13 protein-coding genes are annotated in these 17,049 nt (G+C 68.0%); 2 read left to right on the forward strand and 11 right to left on the reverse strand.

Annotated elements, in window-relative coordinates:
• Positions 1–7 precede the first annotated feature (7 nt).
• From OG361_RS04290 to OG361_RS04305, 4 genes are read right to left on the reverse strand one after another with little or no spacing between them, the layout of a single operon-like run.
• Positions 8–946 (reverse strand): ABC transporter permease, encoded by a 939-nt coding sequence (locus tag OG361_RS04290; RefSeq protein WP_405851922.1) that lies wholly within the window; start codon positions 944–946, stop codon positions 8–10.
• The gene (locus OG361_RS04295) at positions 943–1,932 is read right to left on the reverse strand and encodes an ABC transporter permease (protein ID WP_405851923.1); all 990 of its coding nucleotides are present in this window, start codon (positions 1,930–1,932) and stop codon (positions 943–945) included. Before OG361_RS04295 ends, OG361_RS04290 begins: the two co-directional genes overlap by 4 nt.
• On the reverse strand, positions 1,929–3,365 hold the full coding sequence (locus OG361_RS04300; RefSeq protein ID WP_405851924.1) for a sugar ABC transporter ATP-binding protein: 1,437 nt from the start codon (positions 3,363–3,365) through the stop codon (positions 1,929–1,931). The genes OG361_RS04295 and OG361_RS04300 overlap by 4 nt, the downstream gene beginning before the upstream one ends.
• Positions 3,359–4,450: a Gfo/Idh/MocA family protein gene (locus OG361_RS04305; protein WP_405851925.1), complete on the reverse strand. Its 1,092-nt coding sequence runs from the start codon at positions 4,448–4,450 to the stop codon at positions 3,359–3,361. The genes OG361_RS04300 and OG361_RS04305 overlap by 7 nt, the downstream gene beginning before the upstream one ends.
• Before the next feature lie 112 nt (positions 4,451–4,562).
• Between OG361_RS04305 and OG361_RS04310 the strand changes: the two genes are divergently transcribed.
• The gene (locus OG361_RS04310; RefSeq protein WP_405851926.1) at positions 4,563–5,756 is read left to right on the forward strand and encodes an ROK family protein; all 1,194 of its coding nucleotides are present in this window, start codon (positions 4,563–4,565) and stop codon (positions 5,754–5,756) included.
• Between the two features lie 221 nt (positions 5,757–5,977).
• On the opposite strand, the gene OG361_RS04315 is transcribed toward OG361_RS04310, so the two are convergent.
• Positions 5,978–6,976, reverse strand: a complete 999-nt coding sequence (locus tag OG361_RS04315; protein WP_405851927.1) for an RICIN domain-containing protein — start codon at positions 6,974–6,976, stop codon at positions 5,978–5,980.
• 510 nt (positions 6,977–7,486) lie between these two features.
• Here OG361_RS04315 and OG361_RS04320 point away from each other — a divergent pair.
• Positions 7,487–8,311 carry a recombinase family protein gene (locus OG361_RS04320; RefSeq protein WP_405851928.1) on the forward strand — a complete coding sequence of 275 codons (825 nt, stop codon included), beginning with the start codon at positions 7,487–7,489 and terminating at the stop codon, positions 8,309–8,311.
• A gap of 25 nt (positions 8,312–8,336) precedes the next feature.
• On the opposite strand, the gene OG361_RS04325 is transcribed toward OG361_RS04320, so the two are convergent.
• The 6 genes from OG361_RS04325 to OG361_RS04350 form a co-directional block, all read right to left on the reverse strand.
• The gene (locus OG361_RS04325) at positions 8,337–9,122 is read right to left on the reverse strand and encodes a lipase family protein (RefSeq protein WP_405851929.1); all 786 of its coding nucleotides are present in this window, start codon (positions 9,120–9,122) and stop codon (positions 8,337–8,339) included.
• Positions 9,123–9,173: 51 nt separating this feature from the next.
• The gene (locus OG361_RS04330; protein ID WP_405851930.1) at positions 9,174–9,371 is read right to left on the reverse strand and encodes a hypothetical protein; all 198 of its coding nucleotides are present in this window, start codon (positions 9,369–9,371) and stop codon (positions 9,174–9,176) included.
• 320 nt (positions 9,372–9,691) lie between these two features.
• Entirely contained in the window at positions 9,692–12,649 is a 2,958-nt protein-coding gene (locus tag OG361_RS04335; protein ID WP_405851931.1) for an SAV_2336 N-terminal domain-related protein, read from the reverse strand.
• A 13-nt stretch (positions 12,650–12,662) separates the two neighbouring features.
• A complete protein-coding gene (locus tag OG361_RS04340) occupies positions 12,663–13,724 on the reverse strand; it encodes an AAA family ATPase (RefSeq protein WP_405862065.1) in 1,062 nt (353 codons plus the stop codon).
• 59 nt (positions 13,725–13,783) lie between these two features.
• Positions 13,784–15,787 carry a hypothetical protein gene (locus tag OG361_RS04345; protein ID WP_405851932.1) on the reverse strand — a complete coding sequence of 668 codons (2,004 nt, stop codon included), beginning with the start codon at positions 15,785–15,787 and terminating at the stop codon, positions 13,784–13,786.
• A 2-nt stretch (positions 15,788–15,789) separates the two neighbouring features.
• A complete protein-coding gene (locus OG361_RS04350) occupies positions 15,790–17,013 on the reverse strand; it encodes a hypothetical protein (protein WP_405851933.1) in 1,224 nt (407 codons plus the stop codon).
• Positions 17,014–17,049 lie beyond the last annotated feature (36 nt).

Raw genomic sequence — 17,049 nt, forward strand, 5'->3', positions numbered from 1 at the left:
GCTTCCTCTATGCGGTGGTGGAGGCGGACTTGGCGCGCCGGGGGAACTGGACGGACCCGAGGGCCACGGCGACGATGAGGATGACTCCCTGCACGGTGAATTCGAGGGCGCCGGAGATCCCGTACAGGTTGAGCAGGGTGAAGAGGGCTTGCAGGGTGAACGCCCCGGCGATGGCGGCCACGGCGGATCCGCGGCCTCCGCCGAGGACGACACCGCCCAGCACGACCGCGGTGATCGCCTGGAACTCCAGGCCCTCACCGACCTTGGCGGACACGCCGGCGAATCCGCCGAGCAGGATGGCGCAGACCGCGGCCGACAGTCCGGACAGGACGAAGGCCATGGTCTTCACGCGCCGCACGCGCACCCCGGACAGTCCGGCGGCGACCGGGTTGTCGCCCGCGGCCATCAGGGTGCGGCCGAAGTCGGAGCGCATGAGCGCGATGACGCCGGCGACGGCGGCGGCGAGGACGAGCACCGACCACGGCACGGGCCCCAGGGTGCCGCGGCCGAACTGGCGGAACTCCTCGGACAGCGCGCCGCGCGGGGAGCCGCCGGTCCACAGGAAGACGGCTCCGGACAGGATCAGGAGCGAGCCCAGGGTCACGATGAAGGACGGCACCTTCAGCAGGGTGGTCACCAGCCCGTTGACGGCCCCGATGAGGGCTCCGAAGGCGAGCAGAAGCAGGATGACCGGCCAGGTGGCGCCGGAGTCCCCGTCGATCAGCCGGGCGGCGATCACCACTTCGGCGGTGACGAGCGAGCCGACGGAGAGGTCGAACTCGCCGGACACGATGACGAAGTACTGGCCGGCCGCGAGGATGGCCAGCGGGGCGGCCCGCTTGACGAAGGCCAGGAAGCCTTCGGGTTCGAGGAAGAAGGGGTTGGCGATCGCGATCGCCACGAGGAGGACGGCCAGCACACCGAAGATGGGAAGATTTCGTTTCATCGTGCTCGCCTCCGGCGGGCGTAGATCGCCAGGGCGGCGACGAGGACGAGACCCCGCACCACGTCCTTGGCGAAGGAATCGATCTCCAGCTGGTTGAAGACGCTGTCCAGGACGGCGAGGAGGAGCACACCGCCGACCGTGCCGGCGACGCCGCCCTTGCCGCCGGCGAGGGCGGTGCCGCCGAGGACGACGGCCGCGATGGACTCCAGGTCGTAGCCGCCGTCGGTGCCGACGGTGGGTGCGCCTGCGCCGAGCCTGGCCGCCAGCAGCAGACCGGCGATGCCCGCGGTCAGGGAGCAGAGGACGTGTGTGGCGACGATGACGCGGTTGGTCCGCACGCCGGAGAGGCGGGCCACCTCGGGGCCGCCGCCGACGGCGTAGATGCGGTAGCCGAGCGAGGTGCGGCGCAGCAGGAACCATGCCGCCGCCGCGATCGCCAGCCAGAGCAGGGCCGCGACGGGCACGGGTCCGACGCGGTCGTAGCCGAGGTGCTGGAAGGACTCGGGCACGCGGCCGGCGGGTCCGTCGTAGCGGTACTCGAGGATGCCCTTGATGATGAGCGACACGCCGAGTGTGGCGATGAAAGCGTGCACCTTCAGCGCGGTGATGGCAACCCCGTTGACGAGCCCCGTCAGCGCGCTGACGACGAGAACGGCGCCGACTGCCGGCAGCACGCCGTACTCGGCCATGGTCTCGGCGGCGACGAGTGAGCTCAGGCTCATCAGGAAGGCCACGGACAGGTCCAGCGAGCCGGCGAGGATCGCGAGCGTCTGGCCGATGGCGACGATGCCGAGAGCGGCGGACCGCTGCTGGATCCCGACGATGTTGCTCTGGCTGAAGAACTGTCCTCCGTCGAAGGAGAACAGGGCCCATGCCACGATGAGGATGACGCCCAGGGCCACGAAGACGGGCCTGGCAGGGCTGTCCGCGGCGAAGCCCCGCGAGGAGAACGCCTTCGCAGGAAGGGTCTGGAGCTGCTGGGTCATGATCCGGCCGCCAGGTGCATCACGGCTTCCTCCGAGGAGTCTGCGGGCAGGTGACCGGCGATGCGCCCGTCTCTCAGGACGACGACGCGGTCACTCATACCGATGAGTTCGGGGAGCTCGGAGGAGATCATCAGGACGGCCATGCCGTCCTCGGCGAGTTCCCGTACGAGCTCGTGGATGGCGGCCTTCGCCCCGACGTCGACGCCACGGGTGGGCTCGTCGAACAGGAGCACCTTCGGAGCCACTGTCAGCCACTTGGCGAGGACGACCTTCTGCTGATTGCCGCCGGAGAGGTACCGGACCTCCTTCTCGGGACTGGGCGGGGCCAGCCGTACCCGCTTGAGGAGGTCCAGGACCGAGGCCCCGGCACGTCCCCGGCGGGTCCGGGCCACGAGGAGCGCGTTGTCGCGGACCGACTGGTGCAGGGCGAGCCCCTCGGCCTTGCGGTCCTCGGTGACGAGTCCGATGCCCGCGGCGATCCCGTCCCGGACGGAGCCGGGGCGACGGGGTGTCATCTCGCCGCGGGTGAAGGGTTCGGCCCCGAAGAGGGCCTTGGCGAGTTCGGTACGGCCGGCTCCCTGGAGTCCGGCCAGGCCGACGATCTCCCCCGCACGCAGTTCCAGGTCGATCCCGTCGAGGGCGGCGTTGCCGCCGCCCCGCACCGACAGGAGGACGTCCCCGGGGGGACGCGTCGCGCGCGCCGGGTAGTACTCGGTGAGCTCGCGGCCGACCATCAGCCGGACGAGTCCGGCGGTGGTGAGCTCCTGGATCGGCAGCGTGGTGACCTTGGCCCCGTCCTTGAGGACGGTGACGCGGTCGGCGAGTTCGAAGATCTCCCGCAACCGGTGCGAGATGTAGAGGACGGCGACACCGCGCTCGCTCAGCCGACGGACCAGCCGGTAGAGGAGTTCGACCTCGCTCTCGGCCAGGGCGGCCGTCGGCTCGTCCATGACGACGATGCGGGCGTCCACCGAGAGCGCCTTGACGATCTCGACCACCTGCTGCTGGGCCACGGAGAGACGGCGCACCAGATCGCGGGGGCCGAAGTTGCTCTCGCCGAGCTCTTCCAGGAGTTCGGCGGTGGCCGTCTCCATCGCCGCCCTGTCGACCAGACCGAGACGCTTCGGCTCGCGGCCGAGGAAGACGTTCTCGGCGACGGTCCGCTCGGGGAGGAGGGTGAGCTCCTGGTAGATGATCGCCACGCCCGCGCGCTGGGCGTCCGTCGGGTGCTTGAAGGAGACGGTCCGGCCGTCGAGTGCGATCGTTCCCTCGTCCGGCGTGTGCACGCCGGCGAGGATCTTCATCAGCGTCGACTTTCCGGCGCCGTTCTCGCCGATGAGGGCGTGCACCTCGCCGCGCTCCACGTCGAGATCGACGTCCGTCAGTACGCGCGCACCGGGGAAACTCTTGCCGATGCCTTTCATGGTCAACATTCGACCCACCTCCCTTCCTGTGCCGACCGGAGGGCGGCGTCCGTGAGCTGAGCGGCGCGGGCGCCGTCCTCGAAGGTCGGCAGCCCTTCGCGGGCGTCCCCGCCGATCGCGGCGTAGGCGTCCGCCACGAAGGCGTTGAAGCAGTCGTGGAAGCCCTGCGGATGCCCGGCCGGCAGCGGCGAGTACCGTCTGGCGGCCTCCGACAGGCTCAGCGGGTCGCGTACGAGCGCCTGGGAGCCGCTCCGGCCGCCGAGCCACAGCTGCTCGGGGTTCTCCTGGTCGAAGGCGAGGCTTCCGGTGGCGGCGGACACCTCCAGGAAGAGGCGGTTCTTGCGACCGGGGGCGACCTGGCTGACGGCGACCGAGCCGAGGGCCCCGGAGGCGGTGGCGAACTGCACGGTGGCGAGGTCCTCGGTGAGGACCGGCCCGCCGCCCGCGCGCTCGGGAACGACCACCGAGGTCTGGGCGCAGAGCTTGGTGATCCGGTCCCCGGTCACGAACTCGACGAGGTCGAACCAGTGGGAGCCGATGTCGCCGATCGTGCGTCCGGGGCCGCCCTGCCGGGGATCCACCCGCCAGTTGTCGTCGGTCGATTCAAGGAGCCAGTCCTGGAGGTAACTGCCCTGGATCAGGCTGACGCGACCGAGTGCGGTCAGGCGCTCCCTGGCCTCCCTGACCATCGGATGGAAGCGGTATACGAAGGGGACGGCGGCCACCACCCCCGCGTCCTTGGCCTTTTCGGCCATCCGCTGTGCCGTCGGGGCCTCGGTCGCCAGCGGCTTCTCGCAGATCACGGCCAGACCGGCGTCCATCGCCTCGAGCGCGATGGGGGCGTGCAGATGGTTGGGGGTGCAGACGTGGAGGACGTCGATCAGGCCGGACGTGATCAGTTCCGTGACCGTCTCGAAGGCCTTCTCGGCGCCGAGCGCCTCGGCGCCCTCCGTGGCATTGGCAAGGTCCGCGCCCGCGATGCCCACCAAGCGGGCGCCGGCCTGTCGGGCGGCTCGGGCGTGGATCCGGCCAATGAAGCCAGTTCCTACGATACCTACCCGGACTTCCGTCGACTGTCGTCGTATATCGAGCATGTTTCGGATCCTAGAGATGACTTATTCCGAACGTCAACCATAAGTGCGACGATAGTTATGATTAGTTTTTGGTATCGACCAGCTGCAGCACCGACATAGATGGAGGCAGCACTTGACCACCGAACCGGCAGGCGCAGGCGCCCTTCTGGCGATCCTGCGCGACGGCCGCGCACGCACCCGCACCGAGCTGGTGCAGCTCACCGGCCTCGCCAGATCAACCGTGACCCAACGGCTCGACGTACTGGCGGACCAGCAGTGGATCCAGCCGACGGAGGACGCGATCTTCTCCGGCGGCAGGCCCGCCACGGCCTTCTCCTTCAACTCCGGGGCACGGACGGTCCTCGCCGCCGACCTCGGCGCCACGCACGCGCGGATCGCCGTCACCGACCTGTCCACCCACGTGCTCGCCGAACGCAGCCGCGACCTGCGCATCACCGAGGGCCCCGAGCGCGTCCTGGGCTGGCTCGTCGACGAGTTCACGGAGCTGCTGGCCGAGGCCGGGCGCACCCTCGCGGATGTGTGCGGCGTCGGTATCGGTCTCCCCGGCCCCGTCGAGCACACGTCGGGCCGGCCCGTGAATCCACCGATCATGCCGGGCTGGGACGGCTTCGACGTGCCCGGCTGGCTCGCACCCCGCCTCGGCGCCCCCGTCCTGGTCGACAATGACGTCAACATCATGGCCCTCGGCGAACACTGGGCAGCCAGCCCCGAGGTCGAGCACCTCCTCTTCGTGAAGGTCGGCACCGGTATCGGTTGCGGCATCATCACGGAGCACCGACTCCACCGCGGTGCCCAGGGCTCGGCCGGCGACATCGGCCACATCCGCGTGGCGGAAGCCGAGGACGAACCCTGCCGCTGTGGAAACACCGGCTGCCTCGAAGCGGTGGCCGGGGGCGGCGCCCTCGCCGCACGCCTCCGGGACTCGGGACTGGACGCTGCGGACGGCCGGGACGTGGTGGCCCTGGTCCGGGCCGGCAACCCGACCGCGATCCAGTTGATCCGTCAGGCGGGCCGGGACATCGGCGACGTCCTGGCCGCGCTCGTGAACTTCTTCAACCCGGGGGTGATCGTCATCGGCGGCGACATCTCGGAGGCCGGAGAGCACCTGCTCGCCGGGGTGCGCGAGGTCGTCTACAGCCGCTCCCTCCCGCTGGCCACCCAGCACCTCTCCATCCGAGGACGACAACTCGACGACCGCGCCGGCGTCATCGGAGCCGCCGTCATGGTCATCGAGCACACCCTCAGCCCCGCGGCGGTCGACCGGGCCATCGCGACCTCGGACCTGCGGGAGCCCGTGTCTCCGTGAGCCGGTCCCGAACGGGCTCGTCCACGATCCCACCCGGTCAGCGCGGCCTCCGTGCGGGACGGGACGAGCCTTCCCGAGGGCCGCGGTGGCGACCGGGCCGACGGCGGCCGCCACCACGGCGAAACCCACGGGTGTGCCCATGGCGGGTGTTCCATACCGATTCAGCATGGCTGTTCCTCGGTGAAGGAGCGGGAGGGAGGCGTGCGGCGGCTACGGCCCGGTCAGAGGCTGACGATCGTCCATTCCTGACCGGCCGAGCCGTCGGCAGACAGCTGGAGGATCCTGGCGCCGTCGTCCGCCGAGGCGTTCTCCACGCCCGCGTACAGGCCGCTGGCGACGTTGACCAGGTGGTAGTGGCCGCTGGTCCCGGAAGGCACCAGCTTCCACCACTGGTTGGGACTGTCGGTGTCCGTCCACTGGTCCAGCGCATGGCCGGAGGTCATGGACGTGCCGGGGTTGTCGAGGACCTTGCCGCTGTGGACGTTTGCCAGACGGAAGCTTCCGTCGTAGTCCGGCCGCAGCCGCCACTGCTGGTTGGCCCCGCCCGTCCAGGGCCACTGGATGACCGCAGCGCCGTTGCCCGTCGACTCGTTCGCCACGTCGAGCACCTTGCCGCTGGCTCGGTTCACCACGCGATAGGAACCGCTGAGCATGCCGACGGTGATCTGGGTGCGGGTACCCGCGGTGAGCGTCAGTTTCCGGGCGTGGTCGCCGAGCGGGGAGGCAGCCACCGGCGCCGCGGTGGACAGCGAGGCGATGCCACGGCGACAGACGAAGTCGAGGCTCTGGCTGATGTCGGAGACGAGGGTGACGGTGGCGGTGCGGGCCACGGAGTCCCAGGTGACGGGCTCGGTGGCGAGTGTCTGCAAGGCGTCGACCTCGATCTGGGCGGCGCCAAGGCTCCAGCGGAGCTTGGTCGCGGTCCAGTCCGTGGCATATCGACAGCGGGCTACCTCCCTCCCAGAACGTCGGCGCAATCGCGCGCGCGGTGCCGTCGGAAGCGATGAGGACGACCAGGGCTTCACCGAGATCACCGTCGACGACGTTGTTCCGGGGGCGCTCCAGGTCCTCCACGTCGAAGGCTCCGCGACGACCCGCAGGTGCTCCGCCAGCGCGGCCCCGACCAGCTCCCGCTGGGCCTGACGGTTGGTGAACGCCTCGGCCGTCGCCACCGAGCGGCCGTTCGTACTGAACAGCGTCCTGGGATCCCTGCCTGCCACGCCAACCCCCCCCCGATGTCGTTGATCCCGAACCATGTGCGGCTCGCACGCTTTGGGGCAGCATCCCGTCGATTGGGTCGACCCTCGGGCGGGGGTGGAACGTCGGGGTCTTCTTCGGCAGGCAAGATCATCTGCTGCAGTTATCGGGAGAGGTCAGTCGCATCGACACCCGAGTGCAGCATGGCTGATGACCGCAGCCCCCGCGCCGCGTCCCGTCAAAGAAGCATGCGCAGGGGCTACCGACGTCGCCTTGGGAGGCCCGTCATGTCCAACCGTACGCACAACCCGCTGGTTCCGTCACGACGCTCGTTCCGCAAGCCCTCTCGCTTCCGCTCCGTAGCTCGGACGGCTGCCCACAGCCTAGTCCGAGGGGTGTTCACTGCGGCCGGTGGTGCACTGTTCGCCGGAGCTCTCTGGTGGATCCAATACCGGTAGGGACCAACGGCGGAGGGAGGAGTCACACCGCCTCCTCCCTCCGCACCGTCACAAGCTGACCGAGGGGGAGTCGACATGCGTGTCATCGGTTTGACGGTCACGGGCGCTCGGGTCGAGGCCCACCTGGGCAAGCCAGCCGAGGAAGAGGATCAAGCCCACGTCATCCGTCGTTGGGCGCGGGCACAGGGACATGTGGTCCAGGCCGTTCTTGACCTCAGGAGTTCCGAATGGCCAGTCTTCAACGCCTTCACGACGGGTGCCATCCAGGCTGTCGTCCTCTACACCGACGCGCTCGCGGACCATGCCGAACCGCCACCTCTTTGGGTCACGTGGCTGTCGCGCGGCTTCAGATACAGCATTGACGGCCACATCCCAACCTGGGGCATGCCCACCGTCATTGCTGCTGATACCGGCAAGACCATCGACCGCATCAGAGGGCGGCAGCTGGAGGCACTTGCAGCCTTCGAGGCGCCACCGGCACTTTCCGGCGAGCAGCTCCAGAGGATGCGACAAGCCCGTCAGAAGAAGCACGAGGAGGGTGGCTATGCCTATGGGGCGCCGCCCTTCGGCTGGGCTGCGGTGGGAGGTCGGCTGGCTCCGGAGAGCGGAGAACAGCGAACGCTGCTCCGCGCTCTTGAGCTGCGAGCCGCAGGCATGACGTTGAGAGCCATCTGCCAGGTCCTGGACGACGAAGGTCGTTCCTCGCGTGGTGGTACTCCATGGAGTTCCGGAGCGCTCAGCCGGATCCTGGAGCGACCTGCGCCGCCTGCAGAGCACATCTGGCATGAGGTGGGGACGATCGTTCGGCTGCCTCATTGCAACGGGCATCGCCCGGCCTTCTGTTCCTTCAGCAAACGCTGTGACGTGATGCCCGTCGTGGGATGCGCGAAGGAGAGGTGATCACTCGGGCTTGATCTGCCGGTACTCATCGCGGTGATGACCGGCTCGGTACGCGAAAGGGCAACGCCTTCCAAAGCTTCGATGTCGCGACTTCTCCGCACTGAACCTGGGCGGCAACACACGGGGACCGAGCGGCGACTTCGGGACACACCTCGGGCCCGAACTTTCGACCGGGGCGTAGAGGCACGGCTGCGCTTGACGGCAGGATGTGGCACCTGGACCCGGGACCCCCGCCAGTACCTGGTTCGTCCTGCCCAACGATCAGTGTCCCGGCTTGCTGCTTGGACGTTGAGCCAGCAGCCAGCCGGGAGTCACATCCGACGGCCGCACGCCGCTCATGTGCGGCATGGTGGCCCGGCCCGATAGCGAGCCCGCCGTCCTCCTGCAGGCGGGGCTTTCCCAAGTAGAGCCGGCATCCGGCGAGCATCGCCAGGGCGCCACCGAGGCTGTGCCCCGTGAACCACACGTTCTGGTCGTGGCCGCGGAGCTCGGCGAGGGGTTCGCGGACGGAGAGGAAGACGGAGTCCAGGGCTTCCCCGAAGCCGTAGTGGATGTAGCCAGTCTTGGCGGGGCCCGGCCAGGGCAGGGTGGTGGCGCCGGAGAGCAAGGCGCGGATCTGGGCCGGTTCCGTGCCCCGGAAGCCGGTGATGATCAAGCGGTCGCCGGCGATGGTGTACGCCTGGGTGTCCTGGAGCGGAAAGGGCGGCGTGAACCCGGGTGTGATGGTGGCGCACCCGGTCGAACCCCACTCTCGGGCCTTCCGCTCGATGACGACCTCGTCCTTGTAGGCCAACTCGGCGGCCTGGACCATCCCATAGGCAAGCCGCAGTTCGACAGAGTCGCGGACGGCATTCGACGGCCATCAGCCCGCTGTGTCGTCTTCGCCGCCTTGCAGCCCGGACAGAACCTCAAGAAGCTCATCGATCAGGTCTTGGAATCGGGGACGAGTGAGGCCCAGCTGCCGGTAGGTGTGGAGGCTCATCTTGATCGCAGCCAAGGCCTCTTCCCCCCGCCCCAACTCGACCAGCAGGTTCCCGAGGTCGTACAGGCTCTCCGCCAAACGGGGCCGATAGGTGGCGGGATCGGAGACCGACAACTCCCGGCATGCAGTGGACTGTTCCCTCAGGGTGTCGACAAGAGGGTCGAGAAAGATGTCGGGCGCCTCCGAGGCGAAGTCCTCCCAGATGGCGACCGCTTCGGAAATGGCGGCCAGTGCCGCATCTTGCCGCCCAAGGCGCGTACCTCGGCCCCCAGTGCCATGAGTGCCCGGGCAAGCCGAGGACGATGGGAGTCGGGATCCACACGGGCGAGCTGACGGAATTTGATGACGTCGTCGACGGCGGCGTCGAGCACGCTCGACGGCTGTCCGGGATCGGTCCGTCAGGTGAGCCCTTGCGGTGGGTCGATCAACGCGCGTCCCAGAGCGCTCGGATTCCCCGAGTACACCAAGGCTCCCGTCTGCGACAGGACCGGATCACCACCAGCGATCGGCCTGAAGTCCCCGGTCAACTCGGCCCCGACCCGGCTGATGAGGCTGTCGAGAACCGGCTGGGAGACGACAAGCACCACTTCCCGGCTGCGGCTCTTGGAGCTGACTCCGTCCTGCACACGTCTTCGGATGGTGCGCGTCGTGAGCATCCGAACGGCTTCATCCAGGGCGCTCCCGCGCAGGTCGCCATCCCATTCCGGACCGGTCCTCGAGGTGATGGCCACCCCCAGGTGAATGCGCACACGCCCGGTTCGGCTGCTGTTGAGGACCGCGAGCCCGTCGGACAGGCCCAGGACGATCTGCCCCACGGCTTCGGCAAGGGCAGGGGTGGTGAGACCTGCCAAGAGATCAGCACCGCCCCCGTCCGTCCCCTGGGCCACTGCGGCGTCGATGCCGGCAGCGCTCAGGATGTCTTCGAGCATGTGCCGGACCCGGAGTTCCGCGTCGAGTACGGCGTCCTGGGGAAGGTGACGGCTTGAACCCTTCGGCCCCGTCGACCGCACATCGATGGCCAGACACAGCCAGTCACGGTCGGTCCCGGCCTCTGGCCCACCGAGGATCGCATCCTGGTGAGCCGGGACTGGCAAGCCGGTGAGTACGGGTTCCAGTTCGGGCGGCGAGCCGAGGTGTCGCGTGACGATCCGTACGAAGTCCGGATCCCGGAGAAGCACGCTGACGGGAAGCACCTCCAGCTGGTCGGCTTCCCTCAACGAGGAAGACACCACCACGCCCACGAGTTCGCCCTGAGCGGTCACGGGCGAACCCGACATCCCAGCCCAGTGTCCGGCAGCCGGGGCATGTGACGGCTCAGGTTCTCTCGAAGGGACCACGACGTACCTCTCTCGGATGCCGTCGCCACCCAGACGCAAGCTGCCAGCCACCCGGCTCCGGCCTCCACTTCGCCCAAGGAACCCGAGAACGCTGCATGGGACGGGGAGATCGGTGCTGCTCACGATCTCACCCCACCGGAGGGGCGCGAACGCATCGGCGTCGGCGGCATCGCCGATGTCCTCCTCCGCCAGCAGGAGCGCGGTCGTGTGGGGGGCGTCGTGCCCCGGCCACTCGGTGCGGCAGCTGATCCGCCTGCCCCCGCTCACCAGGGTGAGGGTGGCGGGTGCCCCGACGCCGTTCACGAGATGTGCCGGGACGAGGATCAGCCGACGCGTCAGCAGGAGACCGATCCCTGCTGCTCTCTGCTGTCCGGTCGAAGCCTCGACCATCACGACGCGATCGCCTACCGGCTCCGCCGCGTACGAATCGCGTGGCTCCTTGACACTCGCCGGTTGAGGCGCGCTCGCGGCTTGAGCAAACGCAAAGGCATCGGGGGCAACGGTGCGGTCGCCGAAATCGCCTGACGTGACTTCGGTTGCCGGGAAGTCGCTCGCCGGCCCTGTGTGCTGGTTGAGGTAGCGCCAGACGCTGCGTGTGACGATTTCTCTTACGGCAGTGATCTCCTCGCGCAGCTGTGAACCGATGAGGGCTTCACGAACGCCGGGCAGGAACTGGAACTCCAACTGGGAGGAGTCCCTGTCGCCAGGACCTGTATGCCACGGCTGGAACAGGCCCCCAAGCACTACTTCCGCCAGGTGCGCGTTCTTCGAGTGGGGCATCATCGCCCGTCGCACCAGGGTCATCACGGGCAAGGTGAGGGGAACGGCGGACAGATAGCCGGCCAGCTCCTGGGCCGTGGGAGACGCCCCTTCCCTGAAACGTGCCAGTACGTGCTTGGCGTCGGCCGGGGCGGCGTGGTTCGTTGAGGTGTCGGCTTCAGCCACCGGGGTGGTGAGGACGCCCGGCTCTCCGTAGGTGTCGAGCCCCAGGCACGACATTCGGGTCCATCGGCTGTTGCCCACCACGAGATGCGCCAGGGAAGAGAGTGATTCCGGAGTCGCCTCGACCACGGGTACGGCGATACGGGAACGTAGAAGTCCGCAACGACGCAGAGACCGGCGTCCGCTGATGGGCGCGAGTTGCCAGGAGGCGTTGGGCGCGGCAGCCGGGGGAACACGAAGCAGTAGGGGTGAGGGTCGCACCGCCCCCCGCGTCCAAAGCCGTTCTGGCAGGACGTTCAGGATCGCGAGCAAGTTGTGGCTGGACCAGTGCCGGAGAATGTCTTCCAGGGCGGAAGTGCCCCAGCCGTGTCCGACGGTGTCGGTCACCACAAGGATCACGCGGCGTCCCGACGGGTCGGAGATTTCCTGAGGACTACGCGGTGGCCCGTCCACCGAATGGGCCACCGCGGGCGTACCGTCGGAATCGGTACCGCGCAGGAACCACACCCTGACATCGCGGAACACTCCGGTCTGAGAGATGACTCGGCACAGCTCGTCCACCAAGTCCTGCCAGAGCAGCATCGAGCGGTGCGTGTCCACGACGAGGGCAAGGTCGAGCCAGTGGCCTCGGGATGGTCGCAGCACCGGGAGCAACATGTGCTCCTCGATGCTGCGAACGACGGTCAGCTCTTCGTCCACTTCGGTGTGGCTGCCGCCGACCCTGCGGCGACCCACCGGCCGTAGGGCTCTCATCATGGCCGGCGCGTCGTCCAACGCCGCCGCACGGCGGACTTTCACCAAGCTGCCCCGTCGGCCTTCAGCCCCGCCCTCATGGCTCGCGGTGAACAGCCGCGTCCCGGTCGATGGGGTGGATCCGCCTCCCTGCAGCGGCTCTTCGGCGGATGGTGCCTGCGGCTCGGGCTCATCCGCGTCTCCGGCTGCCGTGTCTCCTGTCATCGTTTCAGCAGGCCGAGGGGAGGATGTGAGGTGCGCGCTCAACCACAGGATGTCCGCCAGTTCGTCCGTGCCGGCGTCCACGCGCGCGTCGGCGATGGCTCGCAGCAATTCCTCGATCACGCTGGGCACCTCATCAGGTGGACGGTCCGGTCAGCGGTTGCATGACGGTCTTCAGGAACTGATCGCAGTCGCCGGGATGTGACCAGGCATTGCTCAGCCGGAGCTGAACCGCGTTGAGGAGCTGGTCGGTGGCGAGATCACCGGCGGAGCCCCGGTCGAGGAAGGCGTCGATGAGGTCCTCGTACGCGTCGCCTCCGTCGGGTGTCAAGGCGAGCCGCTGCCGGATGATCTCTTCCAGCGTCGCTTTGTCCGGCTGTTCGACATGCAGCCGGATGCAGCGACGCAGGAAGGGCGGCGGGAAGTCGCGCTCTCCGTTGCTGGTGAGGATCACGACAGGGAAGGCCCGGCAGCTGACCCGGCCACGTTCGATGAGTGCGTCGTGCTCCGGGCCGTCCTCGGTGCCGAGGCGGACACGAGGTTGCCGGGCAGCGATCCTCGCCAGCTCCGTGATCTCGAAGCTGCCTTCCTCGAAGATGGTGAGCAGGTCACCGGGTAGGTCGATGTCGCTCTTGTCGATCTCGTCCACGAGCAGGACCCTGGGCCTGTCCTGGGGAAGCAGTGCTGTGCCGAGCGGGCCGAGTCGCAGGTAGGGGGCGATGGAAAGTTCAGGGGTCACGGATCGGCGGCTGCGATGGCGCCCTCCGCGTGTCCCGACCGCATGACGGTTCTGGAAGAGGTTGGCGTCCTGGAGTCTGCTGATGGCGTCGTAGTGGTAGAGGCCGTCGCGGAGTGTGGTCCGGCTGGTGACCGGCCAGTGCAGCACCGGCCCCAGTGCCAGGTCGGCCGCGATGCTGTGGGCCAGCGTCGACTTCCCGACTCCGGGTTTACCGGTGACCAGAAGCGGGCGCCGCAGGTACAGGGCGGTGTTGACCGCGTCCTTCTCGGCCTCGCCTGGCACGTAGCCCGAACCCCGGCTCTTGCTCTTCGCCCAGGCGGTGCCTTCCGTACCTGGAGGCTTGTAGGCCGGGTCGGGGGTTCCGGTGAATTCTCGCCACGGTGGCGGCTCAATTTCCGCCAGCCGGCCGAGCTTTTCCTCAGGGCTACCTTTGCCGTAGTAGATCCACCAATCTTTCACCACATTGCCCGTTCTGTTCGTTGGCTCTCTTCACATACCACCGACCATGACCACATTCTTCAGGACAATGACTGCGGCCCGGGCCTGCGATTCGGATCGTCCCATAGCAGGGCCAGTGGATGCCGCCAACTCGGCGGCTCTTCAGAGGTCGAGCGGGAGTTGCGCATCCTCTTCAATTTCTCAGGCAGGCTACCGACATCGATCCCGGCTTCCTCTGTCAACGCGTGGGCCAGTCCCCCACCGGGTCCATCGGGCACGGGCGGCCCGCCTCGACGCCAGACCGCGATGGGGACACCCGCGTCCAGCACACCGTCCAGGAATTCCCCGAGCCACGGATCGGATACTTCTCCCAGTACGCAGACCGGAGGGGCATCGTCTTGCAACATGTATCCCAGGTCTTTCGTGACGTCGGCGTCGGTCAGCTTACGCACGGCGTGCGGATGCAGTCCGCCGTGAGCCATGAACCATCGCCACTTCTGGAGCCATGCCTCATGGCTCACGCCCGTGCGCTCCCCGGAGCAGCGCACGACCACCTCGTAGAGGCGTCCCAGTTCACGGTGCTTGCTCATTCGGCCGATCGGCAGTGTCCAGCTCTCGAACTCCGTATCGATCAGTTCGAGGGGGACGTCGAACTCGATGCGATCCACGCCCCGGAAGGGCCGGCTTTCAGCATTGCCTCCGGGAATGGTGTCGCCGCCGGCGAGATCGAGAAGTTGCACCGTGAGCTCACGCCGAACGGCGTCCAGGTCCAGCGGATCCTCTGGCTCGAAGAGGTTCCTGAAGTCCTCATGGTGAAGCAGCATTCTCGTCAGGTAGGTACCTTCGGACGCTCCGTCCTTCAGGCGCACATACAGCTCCGGACGGCCTTCGGTGGCAGGCGGCAGAGCAAAAGCGCCCACACCGAGGCGCTTGCTGGTTGCGCTCACCCATGCGTCGAGCTCCGCGGCCCACGCCGGATCGGTCTCCTGAGCGCTTCCTGCCAGGTACCGCACGAACGGCACAGTCAAGGGCAGGTCCGTCCGCCGGCCTTGACGGCCATCGAGATCCCAGACGATCTCGGTCAGGGTCCCCGCGGGCAGAAATGGGCTTGGAACATCGCAGTCGGCGATCTCGAAGGCATAGCGGTAGGCGTCATAGGTGCGGTGAGGCAGCTCATGCTCATACTTTCGGAACAACTGCCTCAGCTGATCCCAGGCTTGTTGGTCGATACGGGGTGCACGTGAAGTGCCGAGTGCGTCACCGCCTAGGATCGACGATCCATCCCAGTCGCGGTCACGGACGAACTGGGGAATCTGCCAGCCGAGGTTCTGCGCTTCCAACTCCCTGAAGCGATCCTGCATCGACCTGGCGATGTGGACCAGCCCCTGCACGCTCTCATCCAGGGTTTTCTCAGCGAGTTCCTGCAGCAGCACTTCGGTGAACTGTCCTGCGCCGCGGTGCGCCAGGTTCTGGGCTTCCTCTCCTTCCCGTGATGCATAAAGGGTGAACTGGTGACGACGCGGGACCGTGCCGCCGGGGTTGCGGTCCGAGGTCCCGAATCCTGGCGGGGATTTGACCCTGCAGGCGTCGACCAGTGCCACCTGCAGCCGAAAACGCGGCGGTCCCACCTCATCGGATTTCCACCATCTGAGTGTCGACTCCAGGTTGAGATGCCGGCCGTCCTTTCTCCTCGCGTCGGCGTACGGCAGCAGCATGTCGTTGCGTGAGTCGGTAAAGCCGTGCCCTGCCCAGAAGATCCACAGCAGGTCGCCGTCGCACTCGGGGAGGTCCCGGATGAGTGCATCTTCCACCTCCTCCCGACGGGCCTGCCGACAAGTACCCCTGAGCTCGGCCAGCCGTGGCGCTGCATCCCAGCCGAGCGACGTCGATTCCAGAGGTGAGAGAAAAAGCCGTACATGCGCCGGCGGGACACCCGCCGGCCCGGTGAGCCACTGGGCGAACCGCAACGCGTCCCGCGCCGCGCCCGGGAGGTTCCACGTGTGGCCGACCTCGTACTCTTCGATGCCCACGACCAGCGCGAAGACCCGGCCAGGGGATACGGACGAGAGATCCGCGCTGGGCATCTCTACCCGGAACCCTTCACAGCGTCGGCGATCCGGTCGTACACCGAGTCCAGCTTCCAGTAGGCGCTGTGGCACACGGGGAAGGGCTGTCGGCTGCTCACCTCGAAATCCGTGACGTCAGCGCCGGCGGGGAAGATCGGCTGTGCCTGGTACGCAAGCAGGTCCTGCCGGTCGTAGATGTTCAGCCACGTCGGGAAGCCCCTCGGCAGACCATCACCGGGCTCCAAGCTCGTGAGAGCCCCCAGCTCGTGCAGGAACGGCGCCTGGGAGCCGACAGTGGCGAGGAGCTTGAGCCCGGGCAAGGGATTTTGCTCGGCAGCCGCCAGTGCCAGCACGTCGACCAGGGCGATTCCCCCCAAGCTGTGCCCGATGACCACGGTCGGCCCGGGCGCTGCCTCGATCGTCTGCCGCACGTAGTCCCGCAGGGGCCCGCCGCGGGCCTGGTAGCGCAGGATGTCGCCCACCGCGGGAGTGGCTCCGGTGGTGATCCGGCCGCGCCAGTGGTTCAGCGCGGGCTGGGTGGTCACCCGCAAGGCGAGTGTTCCGAGTACCGCTCCGATTTTGTCCAGTGGGCCGCGGGCGGTGCCACCGAGCCGCTCGGTGATCATGTTAACGAGCTTGTCCCGCTCGGCGCCGGTGCAGAGGGCACTCTCGTCGGCGGCAGCCAGGAGCCAGGCCACCACGGCGCGTGCGGCAGCGGATGTCACCTCTCCGGTCGCGTCGGAATCCTGTGCCCGCGCGCATGCCGTCTTGAACTCACTGGCCTCGGCGACCGCTGCGAGCGCGGCCGAGTAGTACTCCGACAGGCCGGTCGCTCGGAGCAAGGCCTCCAGCGTGTCTGCGGCGGGCATGTCCGATGGAAGCTGGGCAAGCCGGTCGGCAACGGCTCGACCGGCGACCTGGACCCCGGGAGTCCCGTATCCCTCGGCGACACTGCTCAGCTCCGCCAGCACTCTCAACTCGCACAAGGGATCGGCCAGCAACAAGTGCCACTCGGCAGTCTCCTGATCCAGTGGAGTGGCCCCACCCGGGGCACCGCGAGTCTGGTGGTGCCCCGGGATCGACTTTCCGCCGGCGCCCAAGGAGGCACCGTGCGTGTCACCCCAGTAACAGGGCGGGATGTCGGCGTCAGGGAAGCGCTTGTGCAGCGCTTCCCTGACTTGCTTGAAGAGGGTGTCAAAGCGCTCACGCCGTACGCCGGTCCCATGAACGAAGAGGATCCGCACCAGCCCTCACCCTTCTCGAGCCCGTCAAACAGCATG

It is taken from the genome of Streptomyces sp. NBC_00090, from assembly GCF_045160815.1.
Lineage (GTDB): Bacteria > Actinomycetota > Actinomycetes > Streptomycetales > Streptomycetaceae > Streptomyces.

What these genes read in the sequence shown, in the direction of transcription:
- OG361_RS04290 (WP_405851922.1), bottom strand. Translation starts at nt 946, where the DNA reads ATGAAACGAAATCTTCCCATCTTCGGTGTGCTGGCCGTCCTCCTCGTG.
- OG361_RS04295 (WP_405851923.1), bottom strand. Translation starts at nt 1,932, where the DNA reads ATGACCCAGCAGCTCCAGACCCTTCCTGCGAAGGCGTTCTCCTCGCGG.
- OG361_RS04300 (WP_405851924.1), bottom strand. Translation starts at nt 3,365, where the DNA reads ATGTTGACCATGAAAGGCATCGGCAAGAGTTTCCCCGGTGCGCGCGTA.
- OG361_RS04305 (WP_405851925.1), bottom strand. Translation starts at nt 4,450, where the DNA reads ATGCTCGATATACGACGACAGTCGACGGAAGTCCGGGTAGGTATCGTA.
- OG361_RS04320 (WP_405851928.1), top strand. Translation starts at nt 7,487, where the DNA reads ATGCGTGTCATCGGTTTGACGGTCACGGGCGCTCGGGTCGAGGCCCAC.
- OG361_RS04325 (WP_405851929.1), bottom strand. Translation starts at nt 9,122, where the DNA reads ATGGTCCAGGCCGCCGAGTTGGCCTACAAGGACGAGGTCGTCATCGAG.
- OG361_RS04345 (WP_405851932.1), bottom strand. Translation starts at nt 15,787, where the DNA reads ATGCCCAGCGCGGATCTCTCGTCCGTATCCCCTGGCCGGGTCTTCGCG.